Source organism: Enterobacter sp. MGH 38 (genome assembly GCF_000492855.1).
Lineage (GTDB): Bacteria > Pseudomonadota > Gammaproteobacteria > Enterobacterales > Enterobacteriaceae > Enterobacter > Enterobacter hormaechei_C.
This window is the reverse complement of sequence record NZ_KI535608.1, coordinates 915,289-941,437: the sequence shown is the minus strand read 5'-3', so window position 1 is coordinate 941,437 and position 26,149 is coordinate 915,289. Positions and strand designations below refer to the sequence as shown.

The following is a 26,149-nucleotide window of genomic DNA, read 5'->3' as shown; positions in this document are numbered from 1 at the left end:
AGTATGTGAGCAGGCGTCAATCCGCCCCGCGTCTTGAGTTTGAAGCGGCGGCTATCTACGAATATCCCGAGCATCTTCGCCCCTGGCTTGAGGCTCTGCCTAAACAGCCTGGCGTCTATTTCTTCCACGGCGACAGCGATACCATGCCGCTCTATATCGGCAAAAGCGTGAATATCCGCAGCCGGGTGATGTCGCACCTGCGTACGCCGGATGAAGCATCGATGCTCAGGCAGTCCCGGCGGATCACCTGGATCGAGACGGCAGGCGAACTGGGCGCGCTTCTGCTCGAAGCCCGGCTCATCAAGGAACAGCAGCCGCTGTTTAACAAACGCCTGCGCCGCAACCGCCAGCTGTGTTCCTTGCAGGTTAACGCAGGAAAACCGCAGGTTGTTTATGCCCGGGAAGTGGATTTTTCGCATGAACCCAATCTTTACGGTCTGTTTGCCAACAAACGTGCCGCACTGCAAACCCTGCAATCCCTGGCTGATGAATTACAGCTTTGTTACGGCCTGTTAGGACTGGAAGCCACCACCCGCGGTCGCGCCTGTTTCCGCTCCGCGCTGAAACGCTGCGCCGGGGCGTGTTGTGGAAAAGAGAGCGTTGAAGAACATCATGCCCGGTTTATGGCGGGCCTGGCCTCTATCAGCGTTAACTGCTGGCCGTGGGAAGGCGCGGTGGCGCTGAAAGAAACCCGCGATGCGATGACGCATTATCACATCATCCGCAACTGGCTCTGGCTTGGCGCCGTTGAAAGCCTGGATGACGCTACCGCCCTGCTGCGCACCCCTGCCGGGTTCGATCAGGATGGTTACAAAATTCTCTGTAAGCCATTATTAACCGGAAAATATGAGATCATCGTCCTCAGTGACCCGGCAGCCAGGTAATTTCACTGAACAGCAGCGACCCCTTCGTTTCCAGTAAACGTAGGGTATGACTGCCCGCTTCCCAGCTGGCACCCTGATCGGCGGTCAGTAATTTGTCGCCCAGTTGCCAGGCGCCACTTAAGACAAAGACCACCCCACCGCGTGACGCGAAGGTAGTGAACGTTCGGGTAGCAACGCGCACCTTTGCCTGGCAGCAATCCCGTCGGGTCATGATGTTGAAGTCCATCGACATCTGCCCCTCTGTGAGCACGGCTTTCACCGCCAGATCGCCCGCAAATCGGTAAGGCTGGTGATGCTTCAGGGTATGACAAAACGCCCTGCCTGCATCCAGGGTCACCTCGCCGCCTTCCAGCAGCGTAATCACCCGGTCAACGCCCGGGAACGCGGAGAATTCGCCGTTACTGGCGATGGAGGCAATACTGGCCCGCCAGAAAAAATCCCGCGTCGCGGGAGGAAAACAGCAAATCTCACGCGTCTCACCCGCACCATTACGCCAGAGACTGACCGGCATTTTACGGATATCAAAGAATTCCATGACCACTCCTGAAGGACGCACCGTGCGCCAGGGCATTTTCACAGACGTATTATCGGCAGCAGTCAGGCCAGACCTTAGGCATGGGATAAAAGAAAAACCGCCGGTCCTGTCCACAGCGTTTTCGCTTTTGTAGACAGGAGCCCGGCGGTCTTAAGAGAGTGAACCGATTATTCGGTTGGTGCAGGCATTTTACCTTCCGGCGCTGCACGTTCTGTCAGACGCTTCTCAAAATTGGCATTAAATTGCTTTTTCTGTTCCGGCGTCAGAATGTTGTAAATCTTGTTCTGGGTTTCCATGTGGGCCAGCATGCGTGCTTTATGCTGCTCGGCCATTTTGTCGATCTGCGCTTCCGCTTTTGCTTTATCGAAGCTGTCGCTGGCAATGATGTCATGCATTGCGCGGCGCTCTTCCAGCGGAGGACGTTTCATCTGGTCACGCTGGCTTTTCATGATGTCGCGGATCTGCTGCTTCTGCGCATCGGTGAGGTTCAGATCTTTAAACATCATCATCTCATGGTGCATACCCGGCTTGCCTTTATGATGCATCATCATTTTGCCTTCCGTCGGCGCGGCGGTAGTGGTCGCGGTATCGGCGGCGAACGCCATGCTGGTAGCGCCCAGAGCCAGGGTAGAGGCAACAAACAGTGCAGTTAATTTACGCATAATGTCTTTCCTTACTTTCAGTTATTCTTCGGCGCTATGCCGTGTTGACGAGATTAACTTTACGGCGTTTATCGTCAATTAGTCAGAGCAACGGTAAAACAATGAAAGTGTAAAAAACAACTTTTCGCCAATTATGGAGAAATTAAGGAAAAAGCGTGGAGAGATGAAACAAAAATATTCAACAGGATGATTTTAAAGAGATTATGGAGAAGTATAGCGAAGTGCCGTTTAATAATAAAGCAATTCTCCAGGAATATTCCGCAAACAATACCAGAGCGCTTTTAATGCTAAGAAATTTATTCTTCATTTCCCCTCCGGTCTGCGCGAGGGGAGACGTTCAGGGCATTTTTTCCAGCATCAGACCTGCTCGCAAACCAAACGCGACCGACGGATTAGGAAATAAAACATATTCCGTGGATTTCTGTACCGCATAGCGCGTCTCACCATCTTCCGCCAGCAGGACGCCCTGGCGAAACGGCGTAAAGTTCAGCGTATGGGGTGCCATATGAAGCTGGAAAGCCTCGCTTTGACGCGTGATCTGCTGCACGACCCGATAGCGCACGACGGGTTCCCGGGTGGGTTCCGGCGCAACCCCGGCGAGCAACGCCCGGAGCGCCTGATGCGTAGGGGTAAAACGCGTCAGGTCGTTTTGCCCGAACGGCAGCGCTTTTCCGAGCTCCAGGGTGCAGGATAACGCGCCAACATTTTCGCAGGTGAAGTGGGTAAAAGTGCCGCCTGGCGTCTGGTGGAAAACCAGTGCCTCCAGCCCCGCATCGCCAAGCCAGGTCAGAAACGCCTCATCCCACGGCTGATGACGCTGCGGTAACACGCCAAAACGCACATGGTACGAGGCGCGAATGGCCGTATGCAGATCAAGGTGCCAGCGCGTTTCCCCCGCCCCGGCAAAAAACGCCGTGACCACCTTCTCCAGCCATTGCGCGCGAGTCGTCTCATCACTCTGTGGAAACTGCGCCCAGCGACCACCAAACATGCGGTTGATGTCGCTCACGAGATACCGTTTATTTTGCGCCAGCGCAGGCGGATTTCCCAGTACCACCAGCAGACGGCAGTGCAGCGTGATCTCTGCGCGATACAGCGCGCGCAGCAATAGTTCGACAATCTCCACGGGCGCGGTTTCGTTTCCGTGAATGCCGGTAGAAAGCAGCAGCGACAGGTTATATTTCCCCGTCGGCGTGAGTTCAAGCACGCCCGGCCCCAGCCATCGCCAGTGGAACGAAGGGCCTGCCCCCTCTTGCCGCTCCGGTGTCTCTTCGGCCAGCGTCAGCGCCAGTAAGTTTTCCATGTCGTCTCCTTAGCGCTGGAACGGATAAACCGATCCCAGTTGCAGGATGGTTGATAATGCATCCAGCGCTTCGCGGCCTTCGCGCAGCAGCTGCGGATCAACCAGATCGGCCTGAACCAGACGGTCACGATAATAGCGGTCCACCCAGTCATTGAGAGTATTGAACAGCGTGTCGTTCATCATCACCGCCGGATTCACGGCCTGCAATTCCTCCGGCGTTAACACCACGCGTAGTCGCAGGCACGCCGGTCCCCCGCCGTTGGCCATACTTTCCCGAAGATCAAACACGCGCAGTTCATCAATCGGGTTATCCGCCTGCACCAGTTCGCTGAGATAGCGCCAGACGCCCTGATGGTTTCGGGACTCCTGCGGCAGCACCAGCATCATGCTGCCGTCATCCCGGCTCAGCAGCTGGCTGTTGAACAGATACGTTTCGACCGCGTCCTGCACGCTTACCGCCTGCGTGGGCACCTGAATCGGCATAAATCCCGGCACGCGTTCGCGCAGCGTGGCCAGCAACTTTTTCTGATGGGCAAACGCCTGCTCGTGGCAGAACAGTACCTGACGGTTGGAAACGGCAATGACGTCGTTATGAAACACGCCCTGGTCGATCACCTGCGGATTTTGCTGGGCAAAAATCACCTGAGAAGGATTAACCTGGTTCAGCCGCGCAACCGCCTGGCTTGCGGCTAAGGTTTGTCTCGCCGGATAACGAACCGGCGCGGCGTGGCCGCCCTCTTCCCGTCCATAGATAAACAGCTGCAAACCCGGCTCGCCATAGTCGCCGCCCAGACGGTTGTGGTTTGCCGCCCCTTCATCGCCAAACATCGCGACCTGCGGCAGCGCCGAATGTACCTCGAAATGCGCATCATGATTAAAAATGGCGCGCAGCACGCGCCCGGTGGTCTCCGCTTCGCTGGCGCGGTGGAATTTGTTGTTCAGGTTAGCAACGGTCAGATGCACTTTGCCGTCCAGCGTATCCGCCGACGGCGCAACGGTGGCGGCATTCGCCACCCACATCGAGGAGGCTGAACTGGCTGCGGAAAGCAGGTGTGGCGTCTGCGTGCCTGCTTTTTCCACCACCTGTTCATCCGTACCGCTGAACCCCAGCTGGCGCAGCACGGCCACGTTTGGGCGCTCCTGCGGTGGGATCACCGCCTGCGGGAAACCGGCATCGGACAGCGCCTTCATTTTCAATAGCCCCTGCTTCGCCGCCAGCTTCGGGTTCGAGACCTGGAAACGGTGCTTCGTCGAGGCTTCATTACCGAACGACAGCCCGGCATAGTGGTGCGTCAGCCCCACGAGGCCGTCAAAGTTAACCTCACGCGCTTTCATGGGCGTCACCCTCTGTAAAATCCAGCCCCGGATTCAACGTCTCCGGCAGCGTCAGCGCCGGGGTTTCGAGGCTTGCCATCGGCCACGCGCAGTAATCGGCGGCATACCAGGCGCTGGCGCGATGGTTGCCCGACGCCCCTACGCCACCAAACGGCGCAGTGCTCGCCGCACCGGTCAGCGGTTTGTTCCAGTTCACGATCCCGGCGCGCGCTTCCAGCAGCAGCTGGTCGAATTTCTCGCGATGCGGCGATATCAGGCCGCTCGACAGGCCGTAGCGGGTATTGTTGGCCATCTCGATCGCCGACTCAAAATCGTCATAGCGCCAGACGCACAGCAGCGGGCCAAAGACCTCTTCATCCGGCACGTTGCTTGTCGCACTCATGTCAATAATCCCCGGCGTCAGCAGCGACGTGCCGGGCTGAACCAGCTTCGGCTCCAGCAGGGTTTTCGCCCCGCGCGCCACGTGCTCCTGCCACGCTTTCAGTACGTTCAGCGCCGCCTGCCCGGAGATCAGCCCGCCGATAAACGGCTGCGGGTCGGCATCCCATTTCGCGGGAACCAGACGCGCGCTCACCTCCACCAGACGCTTCAGGAACGCATCCCCCTGCGCGCCGCGCTTAACCAGCAGGCGGCGGGCGCATGTGCAGCGCTGTCCGGCGGTAATGAACGCCGACTGAATGGTCAAGTGGACCGCGGCATCGATATCCTCCGGATCTTCCACAATCAGTGGGTTGTTGCCGCCCATCTCCAGCGCCAGAATTTTTTCCGGTTGCCCCGCCAGCTGACGATGCAGCTGATAGCCCGTTCCGGCACTGCCGGTAAACAGCAGACCGTCAATGTCACTCAGCGCACTCAGCGCCTGACCGGTTTCACGCCCGCCCTGCACCAGATTCAGCACCCCCGGCGGCAGCCCCGCCTGCTCCCAGAGTTTTACCACTGCTTCTCCGGTTAAGGGGGTTAACTCACTCGGCTTGAAGATGACGGTATTCCCCGCCAGCAGCGCAGGCACAATGTGCCCGTTCGGCAGATGCCCGGGGAAGTTATACGGGCCAAACACCGCCAGTACCCCGTGCGGACGGTGGCGCAGCGTGGCCGCGCCGTCTGGCATCTCGGTATGCTGCTCGCCGGTGCGGGTATGGTACGCCTTCACCGATATCGCAATTTTGTTGATCATCGCCGTGACTTCGGTTGTTGCCTCCCAGCGCGGCTTACTGGTTTCGCAGGCAATGATGCGGGTCAGCTCGGCTTTATTGGCCTCCAGCAGCGCAGCAAATTTCTCAACCAGCGCCTGGCGCTCGGAGAATGGCCGTTTCGCCCACGCCGGAAACGCGCGGCGTGCAGCCTGACAGGCCTGCTCAACCTGCCCGGCGCTTGCGTCGTTCCCAGACCAGAGCACCTCCTGGCCGACCGGGTTAGTTTTTGTCCGCGCGTCACCTTCGCCCGTAACCCAGTCACCGTTAATCCATAGAGTCATGCTGTTTTCTCCTCAGGGCAGAGCCGCACCAGGCGAACCGTGTCGCCAGCGTTACATTTCAGGGCATCCAGTTGCGCAGCCGTCAGTACCAGACGCTCGCATGATGGGTTGGTTCGCACCAGCATGGCGCGGAAGTTGGTGTAATTCTCGTTCGAAACCAGGCAGGCTGGCCACTCGCCCGGCGCGGGCTGGCCTTCTGAAACCTCAACCAGGCGGCTTTTACGGATGGCGCGAACGCGGTCAATGTCGCATTCCAGCGTCGGGCCGCCGTCGAAGATGTCGACGTAGTTACGGTAGCGAAATCCCTCTTTCTCCAGCACCGCGCGGGCCGGGGCGGTTTGCGGGTGAACTTCGCCGATCACCGCCTGCGCTTCTGGCGTTAGGAAATGGGTATAAATAGGATGCTTCGGCATCAACTCGGCGATAAACGCCTTCTGACCGGTGCCGCACAGGTAATCCGCCCGGCTAAATTCCATGGAGAAGAAGCGTTCGCCCAGACTCTCCCAGAACGGCGAGTAGCCCGTCTCATCAATCACGCCGCGCATCTCCGCGACCACTTTTTCGTTGAAGCGGTCGCGAAAGGCGGCCATAAACATAAAGCGCGATTTGGAGAGCAGATAACCGTTGCCCTCTTTGCGCCAGTCCGGATCGAGAAACAGTGTGCAGAGTTCGCTGGCGCCGGTATGGTCATTACAGAGAAAGAGCGTCGGCAGCGCGTTGTAAACGTTCAGCTCTTTCGAGGCGTGGACCATCGTGCCGACGCGGTAGTTGTACCACGGATCATTAAGCCCGACGGCCACCTCGATAGCGCAAATCCCGGCCACGGTCCCCGTGTCGGTGTCTTCCAGCACGAACACATAGCCCTGTTCGCTTTTTGGCAACGTCCCCTGCCAGGTTTGCAGGGCGCGCTCAATGCGCGCCGACAGCGTTTTTTCATCGGCAGGCAGCGAGGTCAGCCCGCCCCCTGTCTTACCGGCAAGCTGCATAAGCCCGGCGAGATCGCCGTGCGCAACGGGACGGATGACCATCATGATGACACCCCGGACTTCACCTGTTCGCAGGCCAGCGCAAAACGATCTAAGCCAGTTCTGACCTCTTCCTCGCTGACGATCAGCGCAGGGGCAAAGCGCACCACGTTAGCACCGGCAATCAGCACCATTACGCCCTGCTTTGCCGCTTCCTGTGAAATCAGCTTCGCTTTGCCGGCAAACTCAGGGGCAAGCTCACAGCCTATTAACAGCCCCAGACCGCGGATCTCTTTGAACAGGCCAGTTTTGCTGTTAATGGCCGTGAGTCGCTCAACAAACCACTGGTGACGCTGCTTCACGCCGTTCAGCACCTCAGGGGTGTTGATGATATCCAGCACCTGTCCGGCGACAGCGGTTGCCAGCGGGTTGCCGCCGTATGTGGTGCCATGAGTGCCCACGGTCATCACGCTGGCGAATTTATCGGTGGTCAGCATCGCCCCCACCGGGAAACCGCCGCCGAGCGCTTTGGCTGTTGAGAGCACATCCGGGGTCACGCCATAGTGCATGTAGGCATACAGCTCACCCGTGCGGCCCACGCCGGTCTGGACTTCGTCAAAAATCAGGACCGCGTTATGCCGATCGCACAGCTCGCGCAGCCCTTGCAGGAACGCTTTCTGGGCGGGCATGACGCCGCCTTCCCCCTGCATGGGCTCGACAATCACCGCACAGGTGGTGTCGTCAATCAGCTCGCTGGCAGAGTGTAAATCGTTATACGCCGCATGACGGATATCCGGCGGCAGCGGCGCAAAATCCTGAGAATATGAGGGCTGACCGCCCGCACTGACGGTAAACAGCGTGCGGCCATGGAAAGCATTTTTAAAGGCTACGATGCCGCTCTTATGCGCGCCGAATTTATCGTGCGCATATTTGCGCGCCAGCTTCAGCGCCGCTTCGTTCGCTTCCGCGCCGGAGTTACAGAAAAAGACTTTTTCTGCGAAGGTGGCGTCGATCAGCTTCTTCGCCAGACGCAATGCCGGTTCGTTGGTATAACCGTTGCCGGTATGCCAGAATTTCGCCGCCTGGTCATTCAGCGCCTGCCGCAACGCCGGGTTTGCATGCCCCAGCGCATTCACCGCAATCCCACCTGCAAAGTCGATATACTCTTTGCCCTGCTGATCCCACAGGCGAGAGCCTTCCCCACGTACCGGAATAAAAGCCGCCGGAGCGTATACCGGCATCATCCATTCATCGAAATTTTCACGCGTAACTGACAGAGACATAGCGACCTCATCCGGTAAATAAAAGGTTGTTTAAATGTTAAATAATTGAGTGTTTGCACTGTGAATGTAGATTGCAGCGTTCGTGCCAGCCAGCGATAAAAATGCATAAATGGGTTTGGGTAACAGAATATCAATGAGTTACAATATGGAGATATTCACTTATAATGCATAAATAGTGAATATTTTTACGACAAGCGGCGCTTTGCCGCATGAAAACAAGAAAGAGTATGCAGAGGCCAAATATAATTCTGGAATTGTGATCGCTCGCGAAATTTATCGGTCGTTTACGCCCTGTTCGAGGGCAAAACGCGCCGAAATGGTGCAAATATTGCACCGTTGGCATTATCTGTCGCAGTAATTGGGCGAAGCGGATAACAGACGACGTAAATTCTGCTACCATCCTTGCACTATTCACCTTGCATTGGCAGCGACTATGAAATTTGTCTCTTTTAATATCAACGGCCTGCGTGCCCGCCCTCACCAGCTTGAAGCGATTGTTGAGCAACATCAGCCAGATGTGATCGGCTTGCAGGAGACAAAAGTTCACGACGATATGTTCCCGCTTGAAGAGGTAGCGAAGCTGGGCTATAACGTTTTTTACCACGGTCAGAAAGGCCACTACGGCGTTGCGCTGCTGACCAAAGATACGCCGGTGTCGGTGCGCCGTGGCTTCCCGGGTGACGGTGAAGAGGCGCAGCGCCGCATCATCATGGCGGAAATTCCTTCCGCACTCGGCAATGTGACCGTCATCAACGGCTATTTCCCGCAGGGTGAAAGCCGCGATCATGAAACCAAATTCCCGGCCAAAGCGAAGTTTTATCAGGATCTGCAAAACTACCTGACAACCGAACTCAAAAAAGAAAACCCGGTGCTTATCATGGGCGACATGAATATCAGCCCGACGGATCTGGATATCGGTATTGGCGAAGAGAACCGTAAGCGCTGGCTGCGCACCGGCAAATGCTCTTTCCTGCCGGAGGAGCGCGAGTGGATGGAGCGCCTGCTGGGTTGGGGGCTGGTGGATACTTTCCGCACGGCTAACCCGGAAACGCAGGACCGTTTCTCGTGGTTTGACTACCGCTCTAAAGGCTTCGATGACAACCGGGGCCTGCGTATTGATCTGCTGCTGGCGAGCGCCCCCCTGGCCGAACGCTGCATCGAAACCGGTATCGACTATGACATCCGCAGCATGGAAAAGCCGTCCGACCATGCGCCGGTATGGGCAACGTTCAAGCTGTAAACTTCAGTGAATATTAAAAAAATCAGTCTCCTGTGCGCCCTTCTGGGCGCATTTGTTTTAATTGTTGTTTTGCTTCCACCGGGCATGCTCTCCCTCGACACGCTAAAAATACACCAGCAAACGTTGCTCGCTCGTGTGGAGCAAGCGCCCCTTCAGAGCGCGCTGTTCTATTTTGCGGTTTACGTTCTGCTCTCCGCGCTATCGATCCCCGGAGCCGCGCTTCTGACGCTGCTCGGCGGGGCGCTTTTCAGCCTGTGGGAGGCGACGCTGTTGGTGTCATTTGCCTCGACGCTCGGCGCCACGCTTGCCATGCTCGTCAGCCGTTATCTGCTTCGAGACTGGGTGCAACGGCGCTTTGCCGCACAGATGAGCACGATAGATGCGGGAATGGATCGCGACGGCGCGCGCTACCTTTTTGCCCTGCGCCTGATGCCGTTGTTCCCGTTCTTTCTGGTCAATTTGCTGATGGGGCTAACCCGTCTCAGGGTGTGTCACTACTGGTGGGTCAGCCAGCTTGCAATGCTACCTGCCACCGTCATTTATCTGAACGCCGGACGCGAGCTGGGGAAACTCACCTCGCTGCGCGATATTCTGTCGCCGGGACTGCTGTTCGCCTTTACACTATTAGGGTTATTACCGCTGGTCACTCGCTGGCTGTTTTCCCGTTACATCCCTTCGATTAAAAAGTGAGGCATTATGCGCCGGGTGCGTTTTTGCGCGTTTCTGACGAGTCTGCTGCTGGCAACCTCTGCCTTCGCCGCAGAGAGCTGGCAATCCATTCAGCAACAGGCCACCGGGCAGACCGTCTGGTTTAACGCCTGGGGCGGTGACGAGGCCGTTAACCGCTACCTCGACTGGGTAAGCGGCGAGATGAAAACGCACTACGCCATCAACCTGAAGATCGTTCATCTGGCCGATGCCGCCGACGCGGTGAAGCGGATCCAGACGGAACATGCCGCAGGACGTAGCAGTAACGGGTCGGTGGATCTGCTCTGGGTAAACGGGGAAAACTTCCGCAACCTGAAAGCGGCAAACCTGCTGCTCACCGGCTGGGCGCAAACCCTGCCCAACTGGCGCTACGTCGATACCCGTAAACCGGTAACGGAAGATTTTGCCATCCCGACCGATGGGGCAGAATCCCCGTGGGGCGGCGCGCAATTAACCTTTATCGCCCGTAAAGCGAGTACGCCGACACCACCGGCAGATCCCCACGCGCTGCTGGTATACGCCCGACAGCACCCTGGCAAGGTGAGCTATCCGCGACCGCCGGATTTTACCGGCACGGCGTTTCTTGAGCAGCTACTGCTGGCGCTGACCGCCCATCCGGAGGCGTTAAAAAACGCGCCAGACAGTACCTTTGCGCAGGTCACCGCGCCGCTGTGGGATTACCTTGATACGCTGCACCCCCTGCTGTGGCGCGAAGGGAACGATTTTCCTCCGTCGCCTGCGCGCATGGATACGCTGCTGGCCAGCGGCAGTCTGAACCTGTCGCTCACCTTTAACCCCGCCCATGCGATGCAAAAGGTGGCGAGCGGTGAACTGCCTGCCGACAGCTACAGTTTCGGCTTTCTCAAAGGCATGATCGACAACGTCCATTTTGTCGCCATCCCGGCAAACGCCAGCGCGAGCGCAGGTGCGAAAGTGGTGGCGAATTTCCTGCTGTCACCACAGGCGCAGATCCGCAAAGCTAATCCTGACGTCTGGGGTGACCCGAGCGTGCTGGATGGCGAAAAACTGCCTGCAAAAGCGGCAAAACAGCTTCGCGCCTTTACCCCCTCAGGCACGCCTGATGTACTTCCCGAACCGCACGCCGCCTGGGTTAACGCCCTGGAGCAGGAATGGCTTCGCCGCTACGGAACCCGCTAAGCGGGCTGGTCTGGGCGGCAATGGCGGTCATCTATCTGCCCCTGCTTCCCGCCAGCGGCATGCTGCTGGCCCCGGCGTTTTCTCCCGGCAACTGGGCGACGCTGTTTGCCGATCCGCAGCTGCCGCAGGCGCTGGCCGCCACGCTGGTTTCCACGCTTATCGCGACGCTGGGCTCACTGTTTATCGCCCTGACCCTGCTTGCGCTTCTCTGGCCGGGTGAAGGCTGGCAGCGCCTGAGCACCCGTTTGCCGTGGCTGTTAGCCGTGCCGCACGTCGCCTTCGCCACCAGCGCGCTGCTGCTGTTTGCGGAAGGGGGGCAGTTTTACCGGATCTGTACAGTCTGTTCGCCGCAGCTTGACCGCTACGGTATCGGGCTTGGCCTGACGCTTGCGGTCAAAGAGAGCGCGTTCGTTCTGTGGGCAATCTACGCCGCGCTGCCTGAAAAGCGCCTCGCACAGCAGAAAATTGTCCTGCATACCTTCGGCTACGGACGAATGCAGGCGCTCAACTTGCTCGTCCTCCCGGCAATCGCCCCCGCGCTGGGCGCCGTGATGCTGGCGGTGCTCGCCTGGTCGCTTTCCGTGGTGGATGTGGCGATTGTGCTCGGGCCGGGCAACCCGCCGACGCTGGCGGTGCTGGCCTGGCAGTGGCTCACCCAGGGCGATGCGCAGCAGCAAACCAAGGGAACGCTGCTGTGTCTGGTGTTGCTCCTGCTGCTGGCGGCGCTTGCCGCGGTGGGATACGGCTTCTGGACGGCATGGCGGCGCGCCCAGCCTGACCCCTCCGGGGTACGTCGCGCTTCGCATAGTGCGCTGCCCGCACGGGTGCTGGGCGGGTTACTGCCGCTGTGCGGCGTGCTCTGTGCGCTGGTTCTGCTGATGCTGGCACGCCGGGACGACATCGGCCCCGTCAGCGACAGCCTTTCACTGGGGCTGCTGTCCAGCCTGACAGCGCTGGCCATCCTCATGCTCTGGCTTGAGTGGGGATCCCAGCGCGGCGCGGTGTGGATCTGGCTGCCGCTTGCCCTCCCGGCGCTGCCCCTCGTGTCCGGGCAATACGCCGTGGCGCTGTGGCTGGGCATCGACGGCCAGTACGCTGCGGTGCTCTGGAGCCATATGCTATGGGTTCTCCCGTGGATGCTCCTGGTGCTACAACCGGCCTGGCGCCGGCTCGATCCCCGGCTTATCCTCACTGCCAGAACGCTGGGCTGGCGGCGGGCGAAAATTTTCTGGCTAGTGAAATGCCCATTGATGGTTCGTCCGGCCCTGCTGGCCTTTGCCACCGGCTTTTCCGTGAGCATGGCCCAGTACATGCCTACCCTCTGGCTGGGGGCGGGACGTTTCACCACCCTGACGACGGAGGCGGTCGCCCTCAGCAGCGGCGGCAGCATTCCGATCCTCGCCAGCCGGGCGCTGGGTCTGTTGTTGTTGACCAGCAGCGTATTTGCACTTGCCGCGCTGCTCTCCCGGCTCGTGGGCCGTCACAGACAAGGATTACGTTAATGCTGACCGTGAAAAATCTCACCATTGCGCCGCTCTTCCGTGAGGTCAACTTCCGCGTCCCGGCGGGGGAGATTGTCACGCTGATGGGGCCCTCCGGGAGCGGGAAATCGACCCTTTTCGCCTGGATGGTGGGGGCGTTATCCGCTGATTTTAAGGCGCACGGCGAGCTATGGCTGAACGATCGCCGCTGCGATATGCTCCCCGTGGAAACGCGCGGGACCGGCATTCTGTTTCAGGATGCCCTGTTGTTTGACGCCTTCAGCGTGGGGCAAAACCTGATGCTGGCGCTGCCGGCGCACATCGTCGGGCGCGCCCGCCGCAACGCGGTCGAGCAGGCCCTGGAGACTGCCGGGCTGGCAAACCACTACACCAGCGATCCGGCGACCCTTTCCGGCGGCGAGCGCGCCAGGGTCAGCCTGTTGCGCGCCCTTCTCGCCCAGCCGCAGGCATTGCTGCTCGACGAGCCGTTCAGTCGACTGGATAAAACGCTGCGCGCCTCATTCCGGGCGTGGGTATTCGAGGTCACTCGCCAGCGCAGGATCCCGGTGGTGCTGGTCACGCATGATGAGGACGATATTCCGCCCGGCGGCGAGGTGATTGAGATTTCTCGCTGGCAATAATGTGCTAACGCAATGTTTTTGGCTTCAGGAGAGACGACAATGCCCCCCTCTTTTAATGACGTCAGGTTTTTCGATGAAACGTGTTTCTCAACTGACCGCGCTGGCCCTGATCTGCGGCCTCGCCTCACTCTCCTCCACGGCGGCTGATATGCCCCACTCCCTCACGCTGGCTCAGCTTCAGACGCAAAATGGCGCGGTAATTGATACGCGCATCAGTGCGTTCTATAACGGCTGGCCGCAGACCCTGAGCGGAACGTCCGGGCACGAGCCCGCCGCACTTAATCTCTCTGCCAGCTGGCTTGGGGCAATGAGCGATGAACAGCTCAGCGGCTGGGCAAAACAGCATCGGCTTACGCCAGACATGCCGGTTGCGCTCTATGGCAACGATAATGACAACCAGACCGTCAAAACACGGCTGGAGAAAGCGGGCTTTACCCACGTCTCCACCCTGAGCGATGCCCTGCAACAATCCGACCGTCTGCAACGTCTGGCGCATTTCGAACAGCTGGTTTATCCGCAGTGGATCCGCCAGTTGCAGCAGGGCAAACCCGTTACCGCCGCACCAGCCGGAGAGTGGAAGGTGATCGAGGCTGGCTGGGGTACGCCGAAGCTTTATCTCCTGAGCCACATTCCCGACGCGGGCTATATCGACACCAATGAAGTGGAAAGCGAACCGCTGTGGAATAAGGTCTCTGACGAAAAGCTGAAAGCGATGCTGGCGAAGCACGGGATCCGTCACGATACCACCGTCATTCTGTACGGTCGCGACGTGTATGCCGCCGCGCGCGTGGCGCAGATCATGCTCTACGCGGGCGTGAGGGATGTACGGATTCTGGATGGCGGCTGGAAGGCGTGGTCCGACGCCAGCCTGCCCGTTGAGCGCGGAACGCCTGCAAACGTGAAGCCAGCCCCTGATTTTGGCGCGCCGATCCCGGGCCAGCCGCAGCTGATGGTGGATATGGAGCAGGCCCGGGGAATGCTGCACCGTCAGGACGCGTCGCTGGTGAGCATTCGTTCCTGGCCAGAGTTTATCGGTGAAACCAGCGGCTACAGCTATATCAAGCCAAAAGGTGAAATTGCCGGTGCGCGTTGGGGCCATGCGGGCAGCGACGCGACCCACATGGAAGATTTCCACAATCCGGATGGCACCATGCGCAGCGCCGATGATATTGCCGCCATGTGGAAAACGTGGAATATCCTGCCGGAGCAGCACGTTGCGTTTTACTGTGGTACCGGCTGGCGCGCGTCTGAAGCCTTTATGTACGCCCGCGCCATGGGCTGGCAGAACGTTGCCGTCTACGACGGCGGGTGGTACGAATGGAGCAGCCATCCGCAGAACCCGGTCTCCACCGGGGAGCGCGGACCGGAGAGCGCACGCTAGCGGGGAAGTGACTTCAGCGTGATATAACCGCTCCAGATGCGCGTTGTGGTGGTCAGCCAGCACAACGCGCCAAACCCCCATGCAAAGAGCGCGAAATGCGCCGGAAACAGGCTGCACAGCACAAACAGCGCGATGGTCTCTGTTCCTTCCGTTAATCCTCCAATGTAATAAAGCGACTTGTGCGCATAGCCGGGGTTGTCGATATCATGCTTCCCCGCCAGCGCGGCAAAGGCCAGAAAACTGCTGCCCGTCCCCATAAACGCGAACAGCAGCCAGGCGGCGGCGATCGCATTATCAGCCGGAGCGGCCAGCGCAAAACCAAACGGCACCAGGGCGTAAAACAGGAAGTCGAGGGCGATATCAAGAAATCCTCCCGCTTCCGTCAGGCCACGGCGACGCGCCAGCGCGCCGTCCAGACCATCCAGCAGCCGGTTCAGCACAATGGCGATCAGCGCCGCCGGATACCAGCCCAGCGCCAGAAAAGGTAACGCCAGCACGCCAATCGCAAACCCGGCGAGCGTTAAGCCATCAGGCGTGATAAACGGTTTATCCAGCGCGGCGGCCAGCTGATTTAACCCGGGTTTCAGCCGGGGGTGCAGATGTTTATCCAGCATGTGGTTTACCTTTAAACGTGGCGCACAGCCCCTGAGTCGGGATATCCAGCGCGGCGTTAAAGCGGGCGGAAAGATTCTGAAAGGCAATCAGAGCCGTCATTTCGGTGATGGTCTCTTCCGTAAAGTGGCGCTTCAGCAGGCTTTTGATATTTTCATCCACCTCAGGCGGCGTGGCGGTGACCGCTTCCGCATAGGCCAGCGCCGCGCGCTCCTCTTCGCTGAACAGGGTGGAATTTTGCCAGTCGCTGACGGCCTGCACTTTATCCAGCGCCCCGCTCCGCTCGGCCAGACGCAGGCTGTTGGCATCAATACAAAATGCGCAGTGGCAGATCTGCGAGACCCGCGTCATTAGTAGCGATCGCAGAACCGGGGTCAAACGCGCCTTGCGCCGCTCCAGATAGCCGACAAACAGCGCCACCAGCCAGAAAAGACGCGGCATACGCCCCCACCAGCGAGTGGGGTTCAGCACCGCGCCGAAGTGTTTTTTCTGCATGGCGGCGATGGGGCTAAGGCTGACGGGAAGGGTTTCCATGGGCGCAACCCAGGCGGATATCTCTTTCACCTGATTCTCCTGATGACTGGACTCTTTGGAAGGGCACGATAATATGTCGTTTTTCGCTATTAATTATTGACGAACATGCTGAAAACACTCGATGTGGTTGCGGCCATCCTCGAAAATGAGGGCAAGATTTTGCTGGCGCAGCGTCCCGAACATGCCGATCAGCCAGGAATGTGGGAATTTGCGGGCGGGAAGGTTGAAGCCGGTGAGACCCAGCCGGAAGCGCTGATCCGCGAACTGCGCGAAGAGCTCGGCATTGAGGCCGTGCCCGCGCGGTATGTGGCAAGCCACCAGCGGGAGGTGTCGCAGCGGCTGATTCACCTCCACGCCTGGCATGTGCCTGAATTTAGCGGTGAGCTGAAGGCGCATTATCACTCGGCGCTGGTATGGTGTACGCCAGAAGACGCGTTCACGTATGATTTAGCCCCGGCGGATATACCGCTGCTGGAAGCGTTTATTCTTTTACGCGACGCCAGACCAGCGGGTTTGTACTGAGGGTGCGTTCATCACGCTGGCACTGCAACAGCACGCCATCCGCCCTGACCACTGCGCCTTCGGAATAGTTTTGATCCTGATAGATACAGCACTGATTACACGGCTGCGCACGCTGGCCGCCAGCGCTAAAGACCTCTGGCGGCACGTTAACCTCGACATCCGGGCGAATGCGATCAGCCTGTGCCCCGGCGGACACCATCAAACATAACGCGGCCATTGCGTAACGGTTCATAGACTTTGTTTCCTTTGCATCGTTTATATCTATAACGGTCGATCCGGACGGGATCTTTAATGTATCACGTCATCGCTTTTAGTTATGACGCGCGCCCTGTCATTAATTTCCCTTGCAGCATAAATTTCTGCTTGCCTCTCAAAGCGGTGCGGGTGGTATAGTCAAAAAAACGACACAAAACATCTCCGCCACACGCATAAATTATTATAAGAGGTTCTTATATCTATGGATCAGACACGCTCTCTGGAAAGCTTTCTTGCCCATGTTCAGCAGCGCGACCCGCACCAAAGCGAGTTTGCCCAGGCCGTTCGTGAAGTCATGACCACCCTGTGGCCCTTCCTTGAGGAAAATCCGCGCTACCGCCAGATGGCGCTGCTTGAACGTCTGGTAGAGCCAGAGCGCGTCATCCAGTTCCGCGTGGCGTGGGTGGACGATCGCAATCAGGTGCAGGTCAACCGCGCATGGCGCGTGCAGTTTAACTCCGCCATTGGGCCGTTTAAGGGCGGGATGCGCTTCCATCCTTCGGTGAACCTGTCGATTCTGAAGTTCCTCGGCTTCGAGCAGACCTTTAAAAATGCGCTCACTACCCTGCCGATGGGCGGCGGTAAAGGCGGGAGTGATTTCGATCCGAAAGGCAAGAGCGAAGGCGAAGTGATGCGCTTCTGCCAGGCGCTGGTCACTGAACTCTATCGCCACCTTGGGCCCGACACCGACGTTCCCGCCGGAGATATCGGCGTGGGGGGGCGTGAAGTGGGCTTTATGGCCGGGATGATGAAAAAGCTCTCCAACAACAGCGCCTGCGTCTTTACCGGCAAAGGTCTGTCGTTTGGCGGTAGCCTGATTCGCCCGGAAGCGACGGGTTACGGTCTGGTCTATTTCACTGAAGCGATGCTTAAGCGTCACGGGCTGAGCTTCGAGGGGATGCGCGTGGCGGTCTCCGGCTCCGGCAACGTGGCGCAGTACGCTATCGAGAAAGCGATGGCGTTTGGCGCGCGCGTGGTTACCGCCTCCGACTCCAGCGGCACCGTAGTGGATGAAGCTGGCTTTACGGCAGAAAAACTGGCGCGTCTGTGTGAAATCAAAGCCAGCCGTGACGGTCGGGTAGCGGATTATGCCCGTGAGTTTGGCCTGACCTATCTGGAAGGTAAACAGCCGTGGGGCGTGCCGGTGGATATCGCCCTGCCGTGCGCGACGCAAAACGAACTGGACGTGGATGCCGCCCGGACGCTGATTAGCAATGGCGTGAAAGCGGTGGCCGAAGGGGCGAACATGCCAACCACCATCGACGCCACGGACCTGTTCCTGGACGCGGGCGTGCTGTTTGCGCCGGGCAAGGCCGCTAACGCGGGCGGCGTGGCCACCTCCGGCCTCGAGATGGCGCAAAACGCCGCGCGTCTCGGCTGGAAGGCGGAGAAAGTGGATGCGCGCCTGCACCACATCATGCTGGATATTCACCATGCCTGCGTGGAGTACGGCGGGGAGGCATCGCAAACCAACTACGTGCGCGGGGCGAATATCGCCGGGTTCGTGAAGGTGGCGGATGCGATGATTGGGCAGGGTGTGATTTAAGGTTTATATCGTGCGGCCGGGTGCCCTCACCCCGGCCCTCTCCCATAGGGAGAGGGTGAAAACCGGGCGTATCAGGCCGCGCTTTTCTTCTTTTTAAACGGTTTCTTCGCACCCGCGCCTGGTGCAACCATCCCTCTGAAGCGCTTCACCGGCGTGCTGCGCGCCTGATCGATCAGCTGGTAAAGCGTCCCCACCAGCGGCTGCATAAAGTCCTGATAGCGGCACTGCTTCTCGCTGATCTGCGTCAGCACCGATTCCCAGTGCGCGGTCATGTCCGGCCTGGCGGCCAGCTCCGGCAGGGAATGAATCAGCGCGCGCCCCGGCTCGGTCGAATGGATATAGCGCCCCTTTTTCTCAAGAAAACCGCGCTTAAAGAGCAGCTCGATGATCCCCGCGCGGGTTGCTTCCGTACCCAGACCGTCGGTGGCGCGGAGGATCTTCTTCAGATCTTTATCCTGCACAAAACGGGCGATCCCGGTCATGGCCGAAAGCAGCGTCGCATCGGTGAAGTGGCGCGGCGGCTGGGTCTGTCGTTCAACCACCTCCCCCTTCTCGCACAGCAGTTCGTCGCCTTTGGCTACGACCGGCAGCGGCGTACCGTCGTTCTCTTCGTCACGCTCTTTGTTGCCGAGCAGCGTGCGCCAGCCCGCTTCCGCGAGGAAACGCGCTTTGGCGATAAATTTGCCTTTGGCAATTTCCAGCTCAATAACGCACTTGCGGAAAACCGCGTCCGGGCAGAACTGCATCAGATACTGACGCGCGATCAGGTTATAGACTTTTGCTTCGTTGTCGGTCAGGTTGACGTTGCTGGTGCGCGCCGTCGGGATTATCGCGTGGTGGGCATCGACTTTTTTATCGTCCCAGCAGCGGTTATGGGTATCCGGGTTTACCGCCGGTTGCGGCAACAGATCCGGCGCATGGACACCAATGGCGTTCATCACCGAGTGGCGTCCGGCGAAGTGTTCCTCCGGCAGATAGCGGCTGTCCGAACGCGGATAGGTGATCAGCTTGTGGGTTTCATAGAGCTTTTGGCAGATATCGAGCACGTTCTGCGCGCTCAGGCCAAACTTTTTCGCGGCCTCGATCTGCAACGCCGAAAGGGAGAACGGCAGTGGTGCGGGCTCTGATTCCCGTTTGTCGTTATAGCTGGTGACTATCGCGGGCTGGCCGGTAATGCGGTTAACCACGTGCTCCGCCAGCGGACGATGCAGCAGCCGTCCCTCTTCGTCCTGATATGACTCACAGGCATCGCTCGGCTGCCAGACGGCGGTAAAGCGTTCGTCTTTCGGCGTGACGATATGCGCTTTGACTTCGAAGAAGTCTTTGGCGACGAAATTTTCGATCTCTTCGTCGCGACGCACCACCAGCCCCAGCACCGGGGTTTGAACACGCCCAACAGAGAGTACGCCCTGATAGCCCGCATTGCGTCCCAGGATGGTGTAGGCGCGGGTCATGTTGATCCCGTACAGCCAGTCCGCGCGGGCACGTGCCAGCGCGGAGACACACAGGGGAATAAATTCGCTGTTGGCGCGCAGGCGCGAAATCGCGCGCTCCACCGCCTGCGGGTTGAGGTCGTTGATCAGGCAGCGCTGCACCTGCTGACGCTTTTCCGGCGCCAGCTCCAGGTAGTCCAGCACTTCATCGACCAGCAGTTGCCCTTCCCTGTCCGGGTCACCCGCGTGGACCACTTCCGTCGCCTCATGCAGGAAGCGCTTAATGACGTTGAGCTGTTTGGTGACGGAAGGACGCGGTTGCAGACGCCACTTTTCCGGCACAATTGGCAGATCGTTGAGATTCCAGCGGGCGTAGCGGCTGTCGTAGACATCCGGCTGCGCCTGTTCAAGCAGGTGACCGATACACCAGGTGACCACCTGCCCGTTACCGCATTCGATAAAGCCATCACCTTTGCGATGCGGCTTGGGCAGCACGTCGGCGATGGCTCGCGCCAGACTCGGCTTTTCGGCAATAAACAACCGCATCGAATTAACGGATCTCAATCATCGGGCGGCCACCGCGGGCGGTCACCAGCTCGCCAATGGCCGTCAGGGTGATGCCAAACTCGGCAGCCGTCGCCTGAACGTCAGCTTCAGCTTCCGGCGTCACCGCCAGCAGCAGACCGCCGGAGGTTTGCGGATCGCACAGCAGGTTACGCCATACTTCCGGCATTTCGCCCATTAAATGGCCGTAGCTGGCGAAGTTGCGCTGCGTCCCGCCCGGCACCGCGCCCTGAGCAATGTACTCTTCCACGCCCGGCAGTTTCGGCACATCCTGATACCAGACCTGCGCCTGCACGCCTGCGCCCTGACAGACTTCAGAGAGGTGCCCCAGCAGACCAAATCCGGTCACGTCGGTCATGGCCTTCACGCCGTCGATATTAGCGAATGCCGCACCGGCGAGGTTCATCTGACACATCACTTCCGTTGCCAGACCGATATGCTCGGGCTTCAGCAGGGATTTCTTCTCGGCAGTGGTCAGTACGCCAATGCCCAGCGGCTTGGTGAGGAACAGTTTGCAGCCCGGTTGCGCCGTGCTGTTGCGCTTCACGCGTTCGGTGGGCACCACGCCGGTGACGGCCAGGCCGAAGATCGGCTCCGGCGCATCGATAGAGTGTCCACCGGCCAGGGCAATACCCGCCTGCTGGCAGGCAAAGCGTCCGCCTTCAATCACGTCGCGGGCAATTTCCGGCGGCAGGGTGTTAATCGGCCAGCCCAGAATGGCGATCGCCATGATCGGTTTACCGCCCATCGCAAAGATATCGCTGATGGCGTTGGTGGCCGCAATGCGTCCGAAGTCGAATGGGTTGTCGACAATCGGCATAAAAAAGTCAGTGGTGCTGATAATGCTGGTGCCGTTACCTAAGTCATAAACCGCTGCATCGTCACGCGTTTCGTTACCGACAAGCAGGTTCGGGTCGACAAACTTCGCCTGCTCACTGTGCAGGATGGTCTCCAGCACTTTCGGGGAAATTTTACAACCGCAACCGGCTCCGTGGCTGTATTGCGTTAAACGAATGGTTTGCTCGCTCATGGACGTCTCCTGTCATCTCAATCGCGCTATGGTAGCGCTCATTCCATAAAGAGGTAAGTATGACTGTCTGAATTCTGCGGCGGATGCTCAGAATCCAGACAGTTTAGCGCGGGTAATTAAAAACGGCTGACGAAAGGCGTGGTGTCCGGCACGCTGATGGTGCTGGAGGCTTTAAGCTGCGGGGTGCCGAGATAGAGGAAGCCGACAATTTTATCGTGCTCGCCACAGGCAAAGCCATCACGCACGACCGAACTTTCGGTCAGCGGTCCGGTGCGCCAGATGCCATTGAAGCCCTGCGCGACGGCGGCCATTTGCATTGCCATTACCGCGCAACCGGCAGACATCTCCTGCTCCCAGACCGGCACTTTATGATCGGCCTGGCATTTTGCGACTACCGCGATGATCATCGGCGCACGGAATGGCGCGTTGCGGGCTTTATCAATCCCCTTCTCATCCTGGCCTGCGGCAACAGCCCCCTGCTCCAGCAGCTGGCTGAAGCGGCCGCGCCCTTCGCCTTCAATAATAAAGAAGTGCCACGGCTGCAATGTGCCATGGTCCGGCGCACGCATTCCGGCACGCAGAATGTTTTCCAGCTGCTCGCCGACGGGTGCCGGTTCGGCCAGGCGGGAAGCGCTACGACGGTTAACAAGCAGTTCAAGTGCGTCCATTGGTTAACTCCTTTCATGAAATTTACTCACAAAATTAACACGACGGCAGATTTTGTTACAGCCTGGCAGGCGATTCCTGCTGACAAGTGGCGGTTGGGTCATTACGATAACCCAACATTACCGTCCAGTGGCGACGGAAACAGTCATTTTCTGGTTAGGGAGAATACATGCGAACCCTTTGGCGAATTATTGCCGGTTTCTTTAAATGGACGTGGCGACTGCTCAACTTCGTCCGCAACCTGGTGATGAACATCTTTTTCATCTTCCTGGTCCTGGTATGCGCTGGTATCTGGATGCATATCAGCAACGCAAACCAGTCGCAGCATTCGACGCGCGGCGCACTGTTACTCGATATCACCGGGGTGATTGTTGATAAGCCATCGACCAGCAACCGTCTGGGCGTGATTGGCCGCCAGCTGTTCGGCGCCACGTCCGACCGCCTGCAGGAAAACTCTCTCTTCGATATCGTCGATACCATCCGCCAGGCGAAAGATGACCGCAACATCACCGGCATCGTGCTGGATCTGAAAGATTTTGCCGGAGGCGATCAGCCGTCGATGCAGTACATCGGTAAAGCGCTGCGCGAATTCCGCGACAGCGGCAAGCCGGTGATTGCCGTAGGCGACAGCTATAGCCAGGGGCAATATTATCTGGCGAGCTTCGCCAATAAGATCTGGCTCTCTCCGCAGGGTACGGTCGATCTGCATGGCTTCGCCACTAACGGTCTGTACTACAAATCGCTGCTCGACAAGCTGAAGGTCACTACTCACGTCTTCCGCGTCGGGACCTATAAATCCGCCGTGGAGCCGTTTATCCGCGATGATATGTCCCCTGCCGCTCGTGAAGCGGACAGCCGCTGGATTGGCGAGCTGTGGCAGAACTACCTCGGCACCATTGCCGCTAACCGTCAGATTACCGCTGAGCAGGTCTTTCCGGGCGCGCGCGGCGTGCTGGACGGCCTGCGCAAGGTGGACGGCGATACAGCGAAATACGCGCTTGATAACAAACTGGTCGATCAGCTGGGTTCCAGCGCTGAAATTGAAAAAGCGCTGACCAAACAGTTCGGCTGGAGTAAAGAGGACAAAAACTACAGCGCCATCAGCATGTATGACTACGCCGCGAAAAAATCGGACGACAGCGGTGACAGCATCGCCGTGGTGTTTGCTAACGGGGCCATTATGGACGGGGAAGAAACGCCGGGGAACGTCGGCGGAGACACCACCGCGTCGCAGATCCGCGATGCGCGCCTGGATCCGAAAGTGAAGGCAATTGTCCTGCGGGTGAACAGCCCTGGCGGCAGCGTCAGCGCCTCTGAAGTGATCCGTGCTGAACTGGCCGCCGCGCGCGCCGCAGGCAAGCCGGTAGTGGTCTCGATGGGCGGCATGGCGGCTTCCGGAGGGTACTGGATCTCGACGCCAGCCAACTACATCGTGGCTAACCCAAGCACGCTGACCGGCTCGATTGGCATCTTCGGTGTGATCAACACCGTTGAGAACAGCCTGGATTATCTCGGCGTCCACACCGACGGCGTTTCCACCTCGCCGCTGGCAGACGTGTCCGTTACCAAATCCCTGCCGCCTGAGGTGTCTGAGATGATGCAGCTCAGCATTGAGAGTGGCTATAAACGTTTCATCACGCTGGTTGCGGACTCCCGTAAAAAGACGCCAGACCAGATTGACCAGATCGCGCAGGGCCACGTCTGGACTGGCCAGGATGCGAAGAGCAACGGTCTGGTAGACAGCCTGGGTGACTTCGACGACGCCGTGAAGAAAGCGGCGGAGCTGGCGAAGCTCAAGCAGTGGCACGTGGACTATTATCAGGACGAACCGACGTTCTTCGATATGGTCATGGACAGCATGTCCGGCTCCGTCCGTGCCATGCTGCCGGACGCGCTTCAGGCTTATCTGCCGGCGCCGGTGGCGACCGCGGCGAAAGCCATGAAAGCGGAGAGCGACAAGCTCGCAGCCTTTAATGATCCACAGAGCCGTTACGCGTTTTGCCTGACCTGCGCGAACGTGCGTTAAAAACCGTCCCCTCTTCCCGTGAAGAGGGGATTTTTTCTTTTGAAGAACAAGAACTCATTACCATGCAGAAGAAATCAATATATGTCGCCTATACCGGCGGTACCATCGGTATGCAGCGCTCAGAAAATGGCTATATCCCGGTTTCCGGCCACTTGCAGCGCCAGCTGGCGCTGATGCCTGAATTTCACCGTCCGGAAATGCCGGACTTTACCATCCACGAATATGAGCCGCTGATGGACTCCTCCGACATGACGCCGGAAGACTGGCAGCATATTGCGGATGATATTAAAGCCCATTACGACCAGTACGACGGCTTCGTGATCCTTCACGGTACCGACACCATGGCGTTCACCGCCTCGGCGCTCTCCTTCATGCTGGAGAACCTGAGCAAGCCCGTCATCGTGACCGGTTCGCAGATCCCGCTGGCGGAACTGCGTTCAGACGGGCAGATCAACCTGCTTAACTCCCTGTACGTGGCCGCTAATTACCCGATCAACGAGGTAACGCTGTTCTTCAACAACCGACTGTACCGCGGGAACCGTACCACTAAAGCGCACGCCGATGGCTTTGACGCTTTTGCCTCACCTAACCTGCAACCGCTGCTGGAAGCGGGGATCCATATCCGTCGTCTGGGCACGCCGCCCGCACCAAATACGGCAGGCGAGCTGATCGTTCATCCGATCACCCCGCAGCCGATTGGCGTGGTGACGATTTATCCGGGGATCTCCGCCGACGTGGTGCGCAACTTCCTGCGCCAGCCGGTGAAGGCGCTGATCCTGCGCTCCTATGGTGTGGGTAACGCCCCGCAGAACGGTGAGTTCCTGAAAGAGCTTCAGGAGGCGAGCGATCGCGGGATTGTGGTGGTCAACCTCACCCAGTGTATGTCCGGCAAGGTCAATATGGGCGGCTACGCCACCGGTAATGCTCTGGCTCACGCAGGCGTGATAAGTGGTTTCGATATGACCGTTGAGGCAACGCTGACTAAACTTCACTATTTACTGAGTCAGGATCTGGATATTGATTCCATTCGCCGCGCCATGATGCAAAACCTGCGCGGTGAACTGACGCCGGACGAATAAGGAGATCCCATGAAGCAACGCGCCCTGTTACTGGTCGATTTGCAAAATGATTTCTGTGCGGGTGGTGCGCTGGCCGTCGCGGAAGGCGACAGCACCGTAGACGTCGCGAATTCGCTGATTGCGTGGTGTAAAGCTCGTGGTGAAGCGGTGGTGGCGAGTCAGGACTGGCATCCGGCAAACCACGGCAGCTTTGCCAGCCAGCACAACGTTGAGCCTTACAGCCAGGGCGATCTGGACGGGCTGGCGCAAACCTTCTGGCCCGATCACTGCGTGCAGCAGACGGAGGGCGCTGAGCTGCATCCGCTGCTGAACCAGAAGGCCATCGACGCGGTGTTCCACAAAGGTGAAAACCCAATCATCGACAGCTACAGCGCGTTCTTTGATAACGGTCACCGCCAGAAGACGGCGCTGGACGCGTGGTTACGCCACCATGAGATCACCGAGCTGATTGTGCTGGGCCTGGCGACGGATTACTGCGTGAAGTTCACCGTGCTGGATGCGCTCCAGTTGGGCTATACCGTGAATGTCATCACCGACGGCTGTCGCGGGGTAAATATTCAGCCGCAGGACAGCGCTCAGGCGTTTATGGATATGGCAGCAGAAGGCGCAACGCTGTATACGCTGGCTGACTGGATGGAGACGCAGGCGTAAGCTTTTTAGCCGGGTGACGGCTTAGCCTTACCCGGCCTACTTTCTCTGGTTTTGTAGGCCGGGTAAGCGTCAGCGCCACCCGGCATTTCTTCCCCAATCCCCATAAAGTGAACTCCCTCGCATCACAAGCGAAACGGCGATGCTATTCTCTTCAGGCTGTTTTTTCGCCACGCCTTTTCTG

General features: G+C 58.8%; 25 protein-coding genes. 12 read left to right on the top strand and 13 right to left on the bottom strand.

Going from position 1 to position 26,149, the window contains the following annotated elements; all coding sequences use genetic code 11:
* Window positions 1–5 precede the first annotated feature (5 nt).
* A complete protein-coding gene (cho, locus tag L384_RS06900; protein ID WP_072139661.1) occupies window positions 6–884 on the top strand; it encodes an excinuclease Cho in 879 nt (292 codons plus the stop codon).
* Here cho and ves read toward each other — a convergent pair.
* From ves to L384_RS06935, 7 genes are all read right to left on the bottom strand, one after another.
* The gene (ves, locus tag L384_RS06905; RefSeq protein WP_022650891.1) at window positions 862–1,419 is read right to left on the bottom strand and encodes an environmental stress-induced protein Ves; all 558 of its coding nucleotides are present in this window, start codon (window positions 1,417–1,419) and stop codon (window positions 862–864) included. The two genes, cho and ves, sit on opposite strands and share 23 nt — an antisense overlap.
* Before the next feature lie 167 nt (window positions 1,420–1,586).
* On the bottom strand, window positions 1,587–2,081 hold the full coding sequence (gene spy, locus L384_RS06910; RefSeq protein ID WP_015570753.1) for an ATP-independent periplasmic protein-refolding chaperone Spy: 495 nt from the start codon (window positions 2,079–2,081) through the stop codon (window positions 1,587–1,589).
* Between the two features lie 337 nt (window positions 2,082–2,418).
* On the bottom strand, window positions 2,419–3,384 hold the full coding sequence (gene astE / locus L384_RS06915; protein WP_022650890.1) for a succinylglutamate desuccinylase: 966 nt from the start codon (window positions 3,382–3,384) through the stop codon (window positions 2,419–2,421).
* Between the two features lie 9 nt (window positions 3,385–3,393).
* A complete protein-coding gene (gene astB, locus L384_RS06920) occupies window positions 3,394–4,719 on the bottom strand; it encodes an N-succinylarginine dihydrolase (RefSeq protein ID WP_023324491.1) in 1,326 nt (441 codons plus the stop codon).
* Window positions 4,706–6,193: a succinylglutamate-semialdehyde dehydrogenase gene (astD, locus tag L384_RS06925; RefSeq protein ID WP_023324490.1), complete on the bottom strand. Its 1,488-nt coding sequence runs from the start codon at window positions 6,191–6,193 to the stop codon at window positions 4,706–4,708. The genes astB and astD overlap by 14 nt, the downstream gene beginning before the upstream one ends.
* Entirely contained in the window at window positions 6,190–7,224 is a 1,035-nt protein-coding gene (gene astA, locus L384_RS06930; protein WP_022650887.1) for an arginine N-succinyltransferase, read from the bottom strand. The genes astD and astA overlap by 4 nt, the downstream gene beginning before the upstream one ends.
* Window positions 7,221–8,441, bottom strand: coding sequence for a succinylornithine/acetylornithine transaminase (locus tag L384_RS06935; RefSeq protein ID WP_023324489.1), 1,221 nt, complete (start codon window positions 8,439–8,441; stop codon window positions 7,221–7,223). The genes astA and L384_RS06935 overlap by 4 nt, the downstream gene beginning before the upstream one ends.
* 433 nt (window positions 8,442–8,874) lie before the next feature.
* Between L384_RS06935 and xthA the strand changes: the two genes are divergently transcribed.
* The 6 genes from xthA (at window position 8,875) to L384_RS06965 (ending at window position 15,050) form a co-directional block, all read left to right on the top strand.
* Window positions 8,875–9,681 (top strand): exodeoxyribonuclease III, encoded by an 807-nt coding sequence (xthA, locus tag L384_RS06940; protein ID WP_022650885.1) that lies wholly within the window; start codon window positions 8,875–8,877, stop codon window positions 9,679–9,681.
* Between the two features lie 6 nt (window positions 9,682–9,687).
* Window positions 9,688–10,371: a TVP38/TMEM64 family protein gene (locus L384_RS06945; RefSeq protein WP_032628204.1), complete on the top strand. Its 684-nt coding sequence runs from the start codon at window positions 9,688–9,690 to the stop codon at window positions 10,369–10,371.
* Window positions 10,372–10,377: 6 nt separating this feature from the next.
* Window positions 10,378–11,547: an ABC transporter substrate-binding protein gene (locus L384_RS06950; protein WP_023324487.1), complete on the top strand. Its 1,170-nt coding sequence runs from the start codon at window positions 10,378–10,380 to the stop codon at window positions 11,545–11,547.
* Window positions 11,520–13,049: an ABC transporter permease family protein gene (locus L384_RS06955; RefSeq protein WP_023324486.1), complete on the top strand. Its 1,530-nt coding sequence runs from the start codon at window positions 11,520–11,522 to the stop codon at window positions 13,047–13,049. Before L384_RS06950 ends, L384_RS06955 begins: the two co-directional genes overlap by 28 nt.
* Window positions 13,049–13,669 carry an ATP-binding cassette domain-containing protein gene (locus L384_RS06960; RefSeq protein ID WP_023324485.1) on the top strand — a complete coding sequence of 207 codons (621 nt, stop codon included), beginning with the start codon at window positions 13,049–13,051 and terminating at the stop codon, window positions 13,667–13,669. Before L384_RS06955 ends, L384_RS06960 begins: the two co-directional genes overlap by 1 nt.
* Window positions 13,670–13,742: 73 nt before the next feature.
* Entirely contained in the window at window positions 13,743–15,050 is a 1,308-nt protein-coding gene (locus tag L384_RS06965; protein WP_023324484.1) for a sulfurtransferase, read from the top strand.
* Here L384_RS06965 and L384_RS06970 read toward each other — a convergent pair.
* Together L384_RS06970 and L384_RS06975 are read right to left on the bottom strand one after the other, a co-directional pair.
* Window positions 15,047–15,664, bottom strand: a complete 618-nt coding sequence (locus tag L384_RS06970; protein ID WP_023324483.1) for a CDP-alcohol phosphatidyltransferase family protein — start codon at window positions 15,662–15,664, stop codon at window positions 15,047–15,049. The genes L384_RS06965 and L384_RS06970 overlap by 4 nt on opposite strands.
* Window positions 15,654–16,226, bottom strand: coding sequence for a carboxymuconolactone decarboxylase family protein (locus L384_RS06975; RefSeq protein WP_003857852.1), 573 nt, complete (start codon window positions 16,224–16,226; stop codon window positions 15,654–15,656). Before L384_RS06975 ends, L384_RS06970 begins: the two co-directional genes overlap by 11 nt.
* A 75-nt stretch (window positions 16,227–16,301) precedes the next feature.
* On the opposite strand from L384_RS06975, the gene L384_RS06980 reads away from it, so the two are divergent.
* The gene (locus L384_RS06980; protein WP_023315911.1) at window positions 16,302–16,718 is read left to right on the top strand and encodes a pyrimidine (deoxy)nucleoside triphosphate diphosphatase; all 417 of its coding nucleotides are present in this window, start codon (window positions 16,302–16,304) and stop codon (window positions 16,716–16,718) included.
* On the opposite strand, the gene L384_RS06985 is transcribed toward L384_RS06980, so the two are convergent.
* Entirely contained in the window at window positions 16,678–16,950 is a 273-nt protein-coding gene (locus L384_RS06985; protein WP_003857857.1) for a YnjH family protein, read from the bottom strand. The genes L384_RS06980 and L384_RS06985 overlap by 41 nt on opposite strands.
* Window positions 16,951–17,175: 225 nt before the next feature.
* Between L384_RS06985 and gdhA the strand changes: the two genes are divergently transcribed.
* The gene (gene gdhA / locus L384_RS06990; RefSeq protein WP_023324482.1) at window positions 17,176–18,519 is read left to right on the top strand and encodes an NADP-specific glutamate dehydrogenase; all 1,344 of its coding nucleotides are present in this window, start codon (window positions 17,176–17,178) and stop codon (window positions 18,517–18,519) included.
* Between the two features lie 71 nt (window positions 18,520–18,590).
* Here the strand turns inward: gdhA and L384_RS06995 are convergent, their stop codons facing one another.
* The 3 genes from L384_RS06995 to L384_RS07005 form a co-directional block, all read right to left on the bottom strand.
* A complete protein-coding gene (locus L384_RS06995; RefSeq protein ID WP_023324481.1) occupies window positions 18,591–20,498 on the bottom strand; it encodes a DNA topoisomerase III in 1,908 nt (635 codons plus the stop codon).
* 4 nt (window positions 20,499–20,502) lie between these two features.
* Complete coding sequence (gene selD / locus L384_RS07000; RefSeq protein WP_023324480.1) at window positions 20,503–21,546, bottom strand: selenide, water dikinase SelD; 1,044 nt, start codon at window positions 21,544–21,546, stop codon at window positions 20,503–20,505.
* Window positions 21,547–21,662: 116 nt separating this feature from the next.
* Window positions 21,663–22,214 (bottom strand): NAD(P)H nitroreductase, encoded by a 552-nt coding sequence (locus L384_RS07005; RefSeq protein WP_023324479.1) that lies wholly within the window; start codon window positions 22,212–22,214, stop codon window positions 21,663–21,665.
* Between the two features lie 167 nt (window positions 22,215–22,381).
* Between L384_RS07005 and sppA the strand changes: the two genes are divergently transcribed.
* From sppA to pncA, 3 genes are all read left to right on the top strand, one after another.
* The gene (gene sppA / locus L384_RS07010) at window positions 22,382–24,238 is read left to right on the top strand and encodes a signal peptide peptidase SppA (protein WP_023324478.1); all 1,857 of its coding nucleotides are present in this window, start codon (window positions 22,382–22,384) and stop codon (window positions 24,236–24,238) included.
* Window positions 24,239–24,300: 62 nt separating this feature from the next.
* Complete coding sequence (ansA, locus tag L384_RS07015) at window positions 24,301–25,317, top strand: asparaginase (RefSeq protein ID WP_023303507.1); 1,017 nt, start codon at window positions 24,301–24,303, stop codon at window positions 25,315–25,317.
* A gap of 9 nt (window positions 25,318–25,326) precedes the next feature.
* Window positions 25,327–25,968 (top strand): bifunctional nicotinamidase/pyrazinamidase, encoded by a 642-nt coding sequence (gene pncA / locus L384_RS07020; RefSeq protein WP_023324477.1) that lies wholly within the window; start codon window positions 25,327–25,329, stop codon window positions 25,966–25,968.
* Window positions 25,969–26,149 lie beyond the last annotated feature (181 nt).

What these genes read in the sequence shown, in the direction of transcription:
- L384_RS07005 (WP_023324479.1), bottom strand. Translation starts at nt 22,214, where the DNA reads ATGGACGCACTTGAACTGCTTGTTAACCGTCGTAGCGCTTCCCGCCTG.
- ansA (WP_023303507.1), top strand. Translation starts at nt 24,301, where the DNA reads ATGCAGAAGAAATCAATATATGTCGCCTATACCGGCGGTACCATCGGT.
- xthA (WP_022650885.1), top strand. Translation starts at nt 8,875, where the DNA reads ATGAAATTTGTCTCTTTTAATATCAACGGCCTGCGTGCCCGCCCTCAC.
- L384_RS06955 (WP_023324486.1), top strand. Translation starts at nt 11,520, where the DNA reads ATGGCTTCGCCGCTACGGAACCCGCTAAGCGGGCTGGTCTGGGCGGCA.
- L384_RS06965 (WP_023324484.1), top strand. Translation starts at nt 13,743, where the DNA reads ATGAAACGTGTTTCTCAACTGACCGCGCTGGCCCTGATCTGCGGCCTC.
- selD (WP_023324480.1), bottom strand. Translation starts at nt 21,546, where the DNA reads ATGAGCGAGCAAACCATTCGTTTAACGCAATACAGCCACGGAGCCGGT.
- astB (WP_023324491.1), bottom strand. Translation starts at nt 4,719, where the DNA reads ATGAAAGCGCGTGAGGTTAACTTTGACGGCCTCGTGGGGCTGACGCAC.
- sppA (WP_023324478.1), top strand. Translation starts at nt 22,382, where the DNA reads ATGCGAACCCTTTGGCGAATTATTGCCGGTTTCTTTAAATGGACGTGG.
- L384_RS06985 (WP_003857857.1), bottom strand. Translation starts at nt 16,950, where the DNA reads ATGAACCGTTACGCAATGGCCGCGTTATGTTTGATGGTGTCCGCCGGG.
- ves (WP_022650891.1), bottom strand. Translation starts at nt 1,419, where the DNA reads ATGGAATTCTTTGATATCCGTAAAATGCCGGTCAGTCTCTGGCGTAAT.
- L384_RS06970 (WP_023324483.1), bottom strand. Translation starts at nt 15,664, where the DNA reads ATGCTGGATAAACATCTGCACCCCCGGCTGAAACCCGGGTTAAATCAG.
- L384_RS06980 (WP_023315911.1), top strand. Translation starts at nt 16,302, where the DNA reads ATGCTGAAAACACTCGATGTGGTTGCGGCCATCCTCGAAAATGAGGGC.
- astA (WP_022650887.1), bottom strand. Translation starts at nt 7,224, where the DNA reads ATGATGGTCATCCGTCCCGTTGCGCACGGCGATCTCGCCGGGCTTATG.
- gdhA (WP_023324482.1), top strand. Translation starts at nt 17,176, where the DNA reads ATGGATCAGACACGCTCTCTGGAAAGCTTTCTTGCCCATGTTCAGCAG.
- L384_RS06995 (WP_023324481.1), bottom strand. Translation starts at nt 20,498, where the DNA reads ATGCGGTTGTTTATTGCCGAAAAGCCGAGTCTGGCGCGAGCCATCGCC.
- pncA (WP_023324477.1), top strand. Translation starts at nt 25,327, where the DNA reads ATGAAGCAACGCGCCCTGTTACTGGTCGATTTGCAAAATGATTTCTGT.
- L384_RS06950 (WP_023324487.1), top strand. Translation starts at nt 10,378, where the DNA reads ATGCGCCGGGTGCGTTTTTGCGCGTTTCTGACGAGTCTGCTGCTGGCA.
- astD (WP_023324490.1), bottom strand. Translation starts at nt 6,193, where the DNA reads ATGACTCTATGGATTAACGGTGACTGGGTTACGGGCGAAGGTGACGCG.
- L384_RS06960 (WP_023324485.1), top strand. Translation starts at nt 13,049, where the DNA reads ATGCTGACCGTGAAAAATCTCACCATTGCGCCGCTCTTCCGTGAGGTC.
- spy (WP_015570753.1), bottom strand. Translation starts at nt 2,081, where the DNA reads ATGCGTAAATTAACTGCACTGTTTGTTGCCTCTACCCTGGCTCTGGGC.
- L384_RS06935 (WP_023324489.1), bottom strand. Translation starts at nt 8,441, where the DNA reads ATGTCTCTGTCAGTTACGCGTGAAAATTTCGATGAATGGATGATGCCG.
- astE (WP_022650890.1), bottom strand. Translation starts at nt 3,384, where the DNA reads ATGGAAAACTTACTGGCGCTGACGCTGGCCGAAGAGACACCGGAGCGG.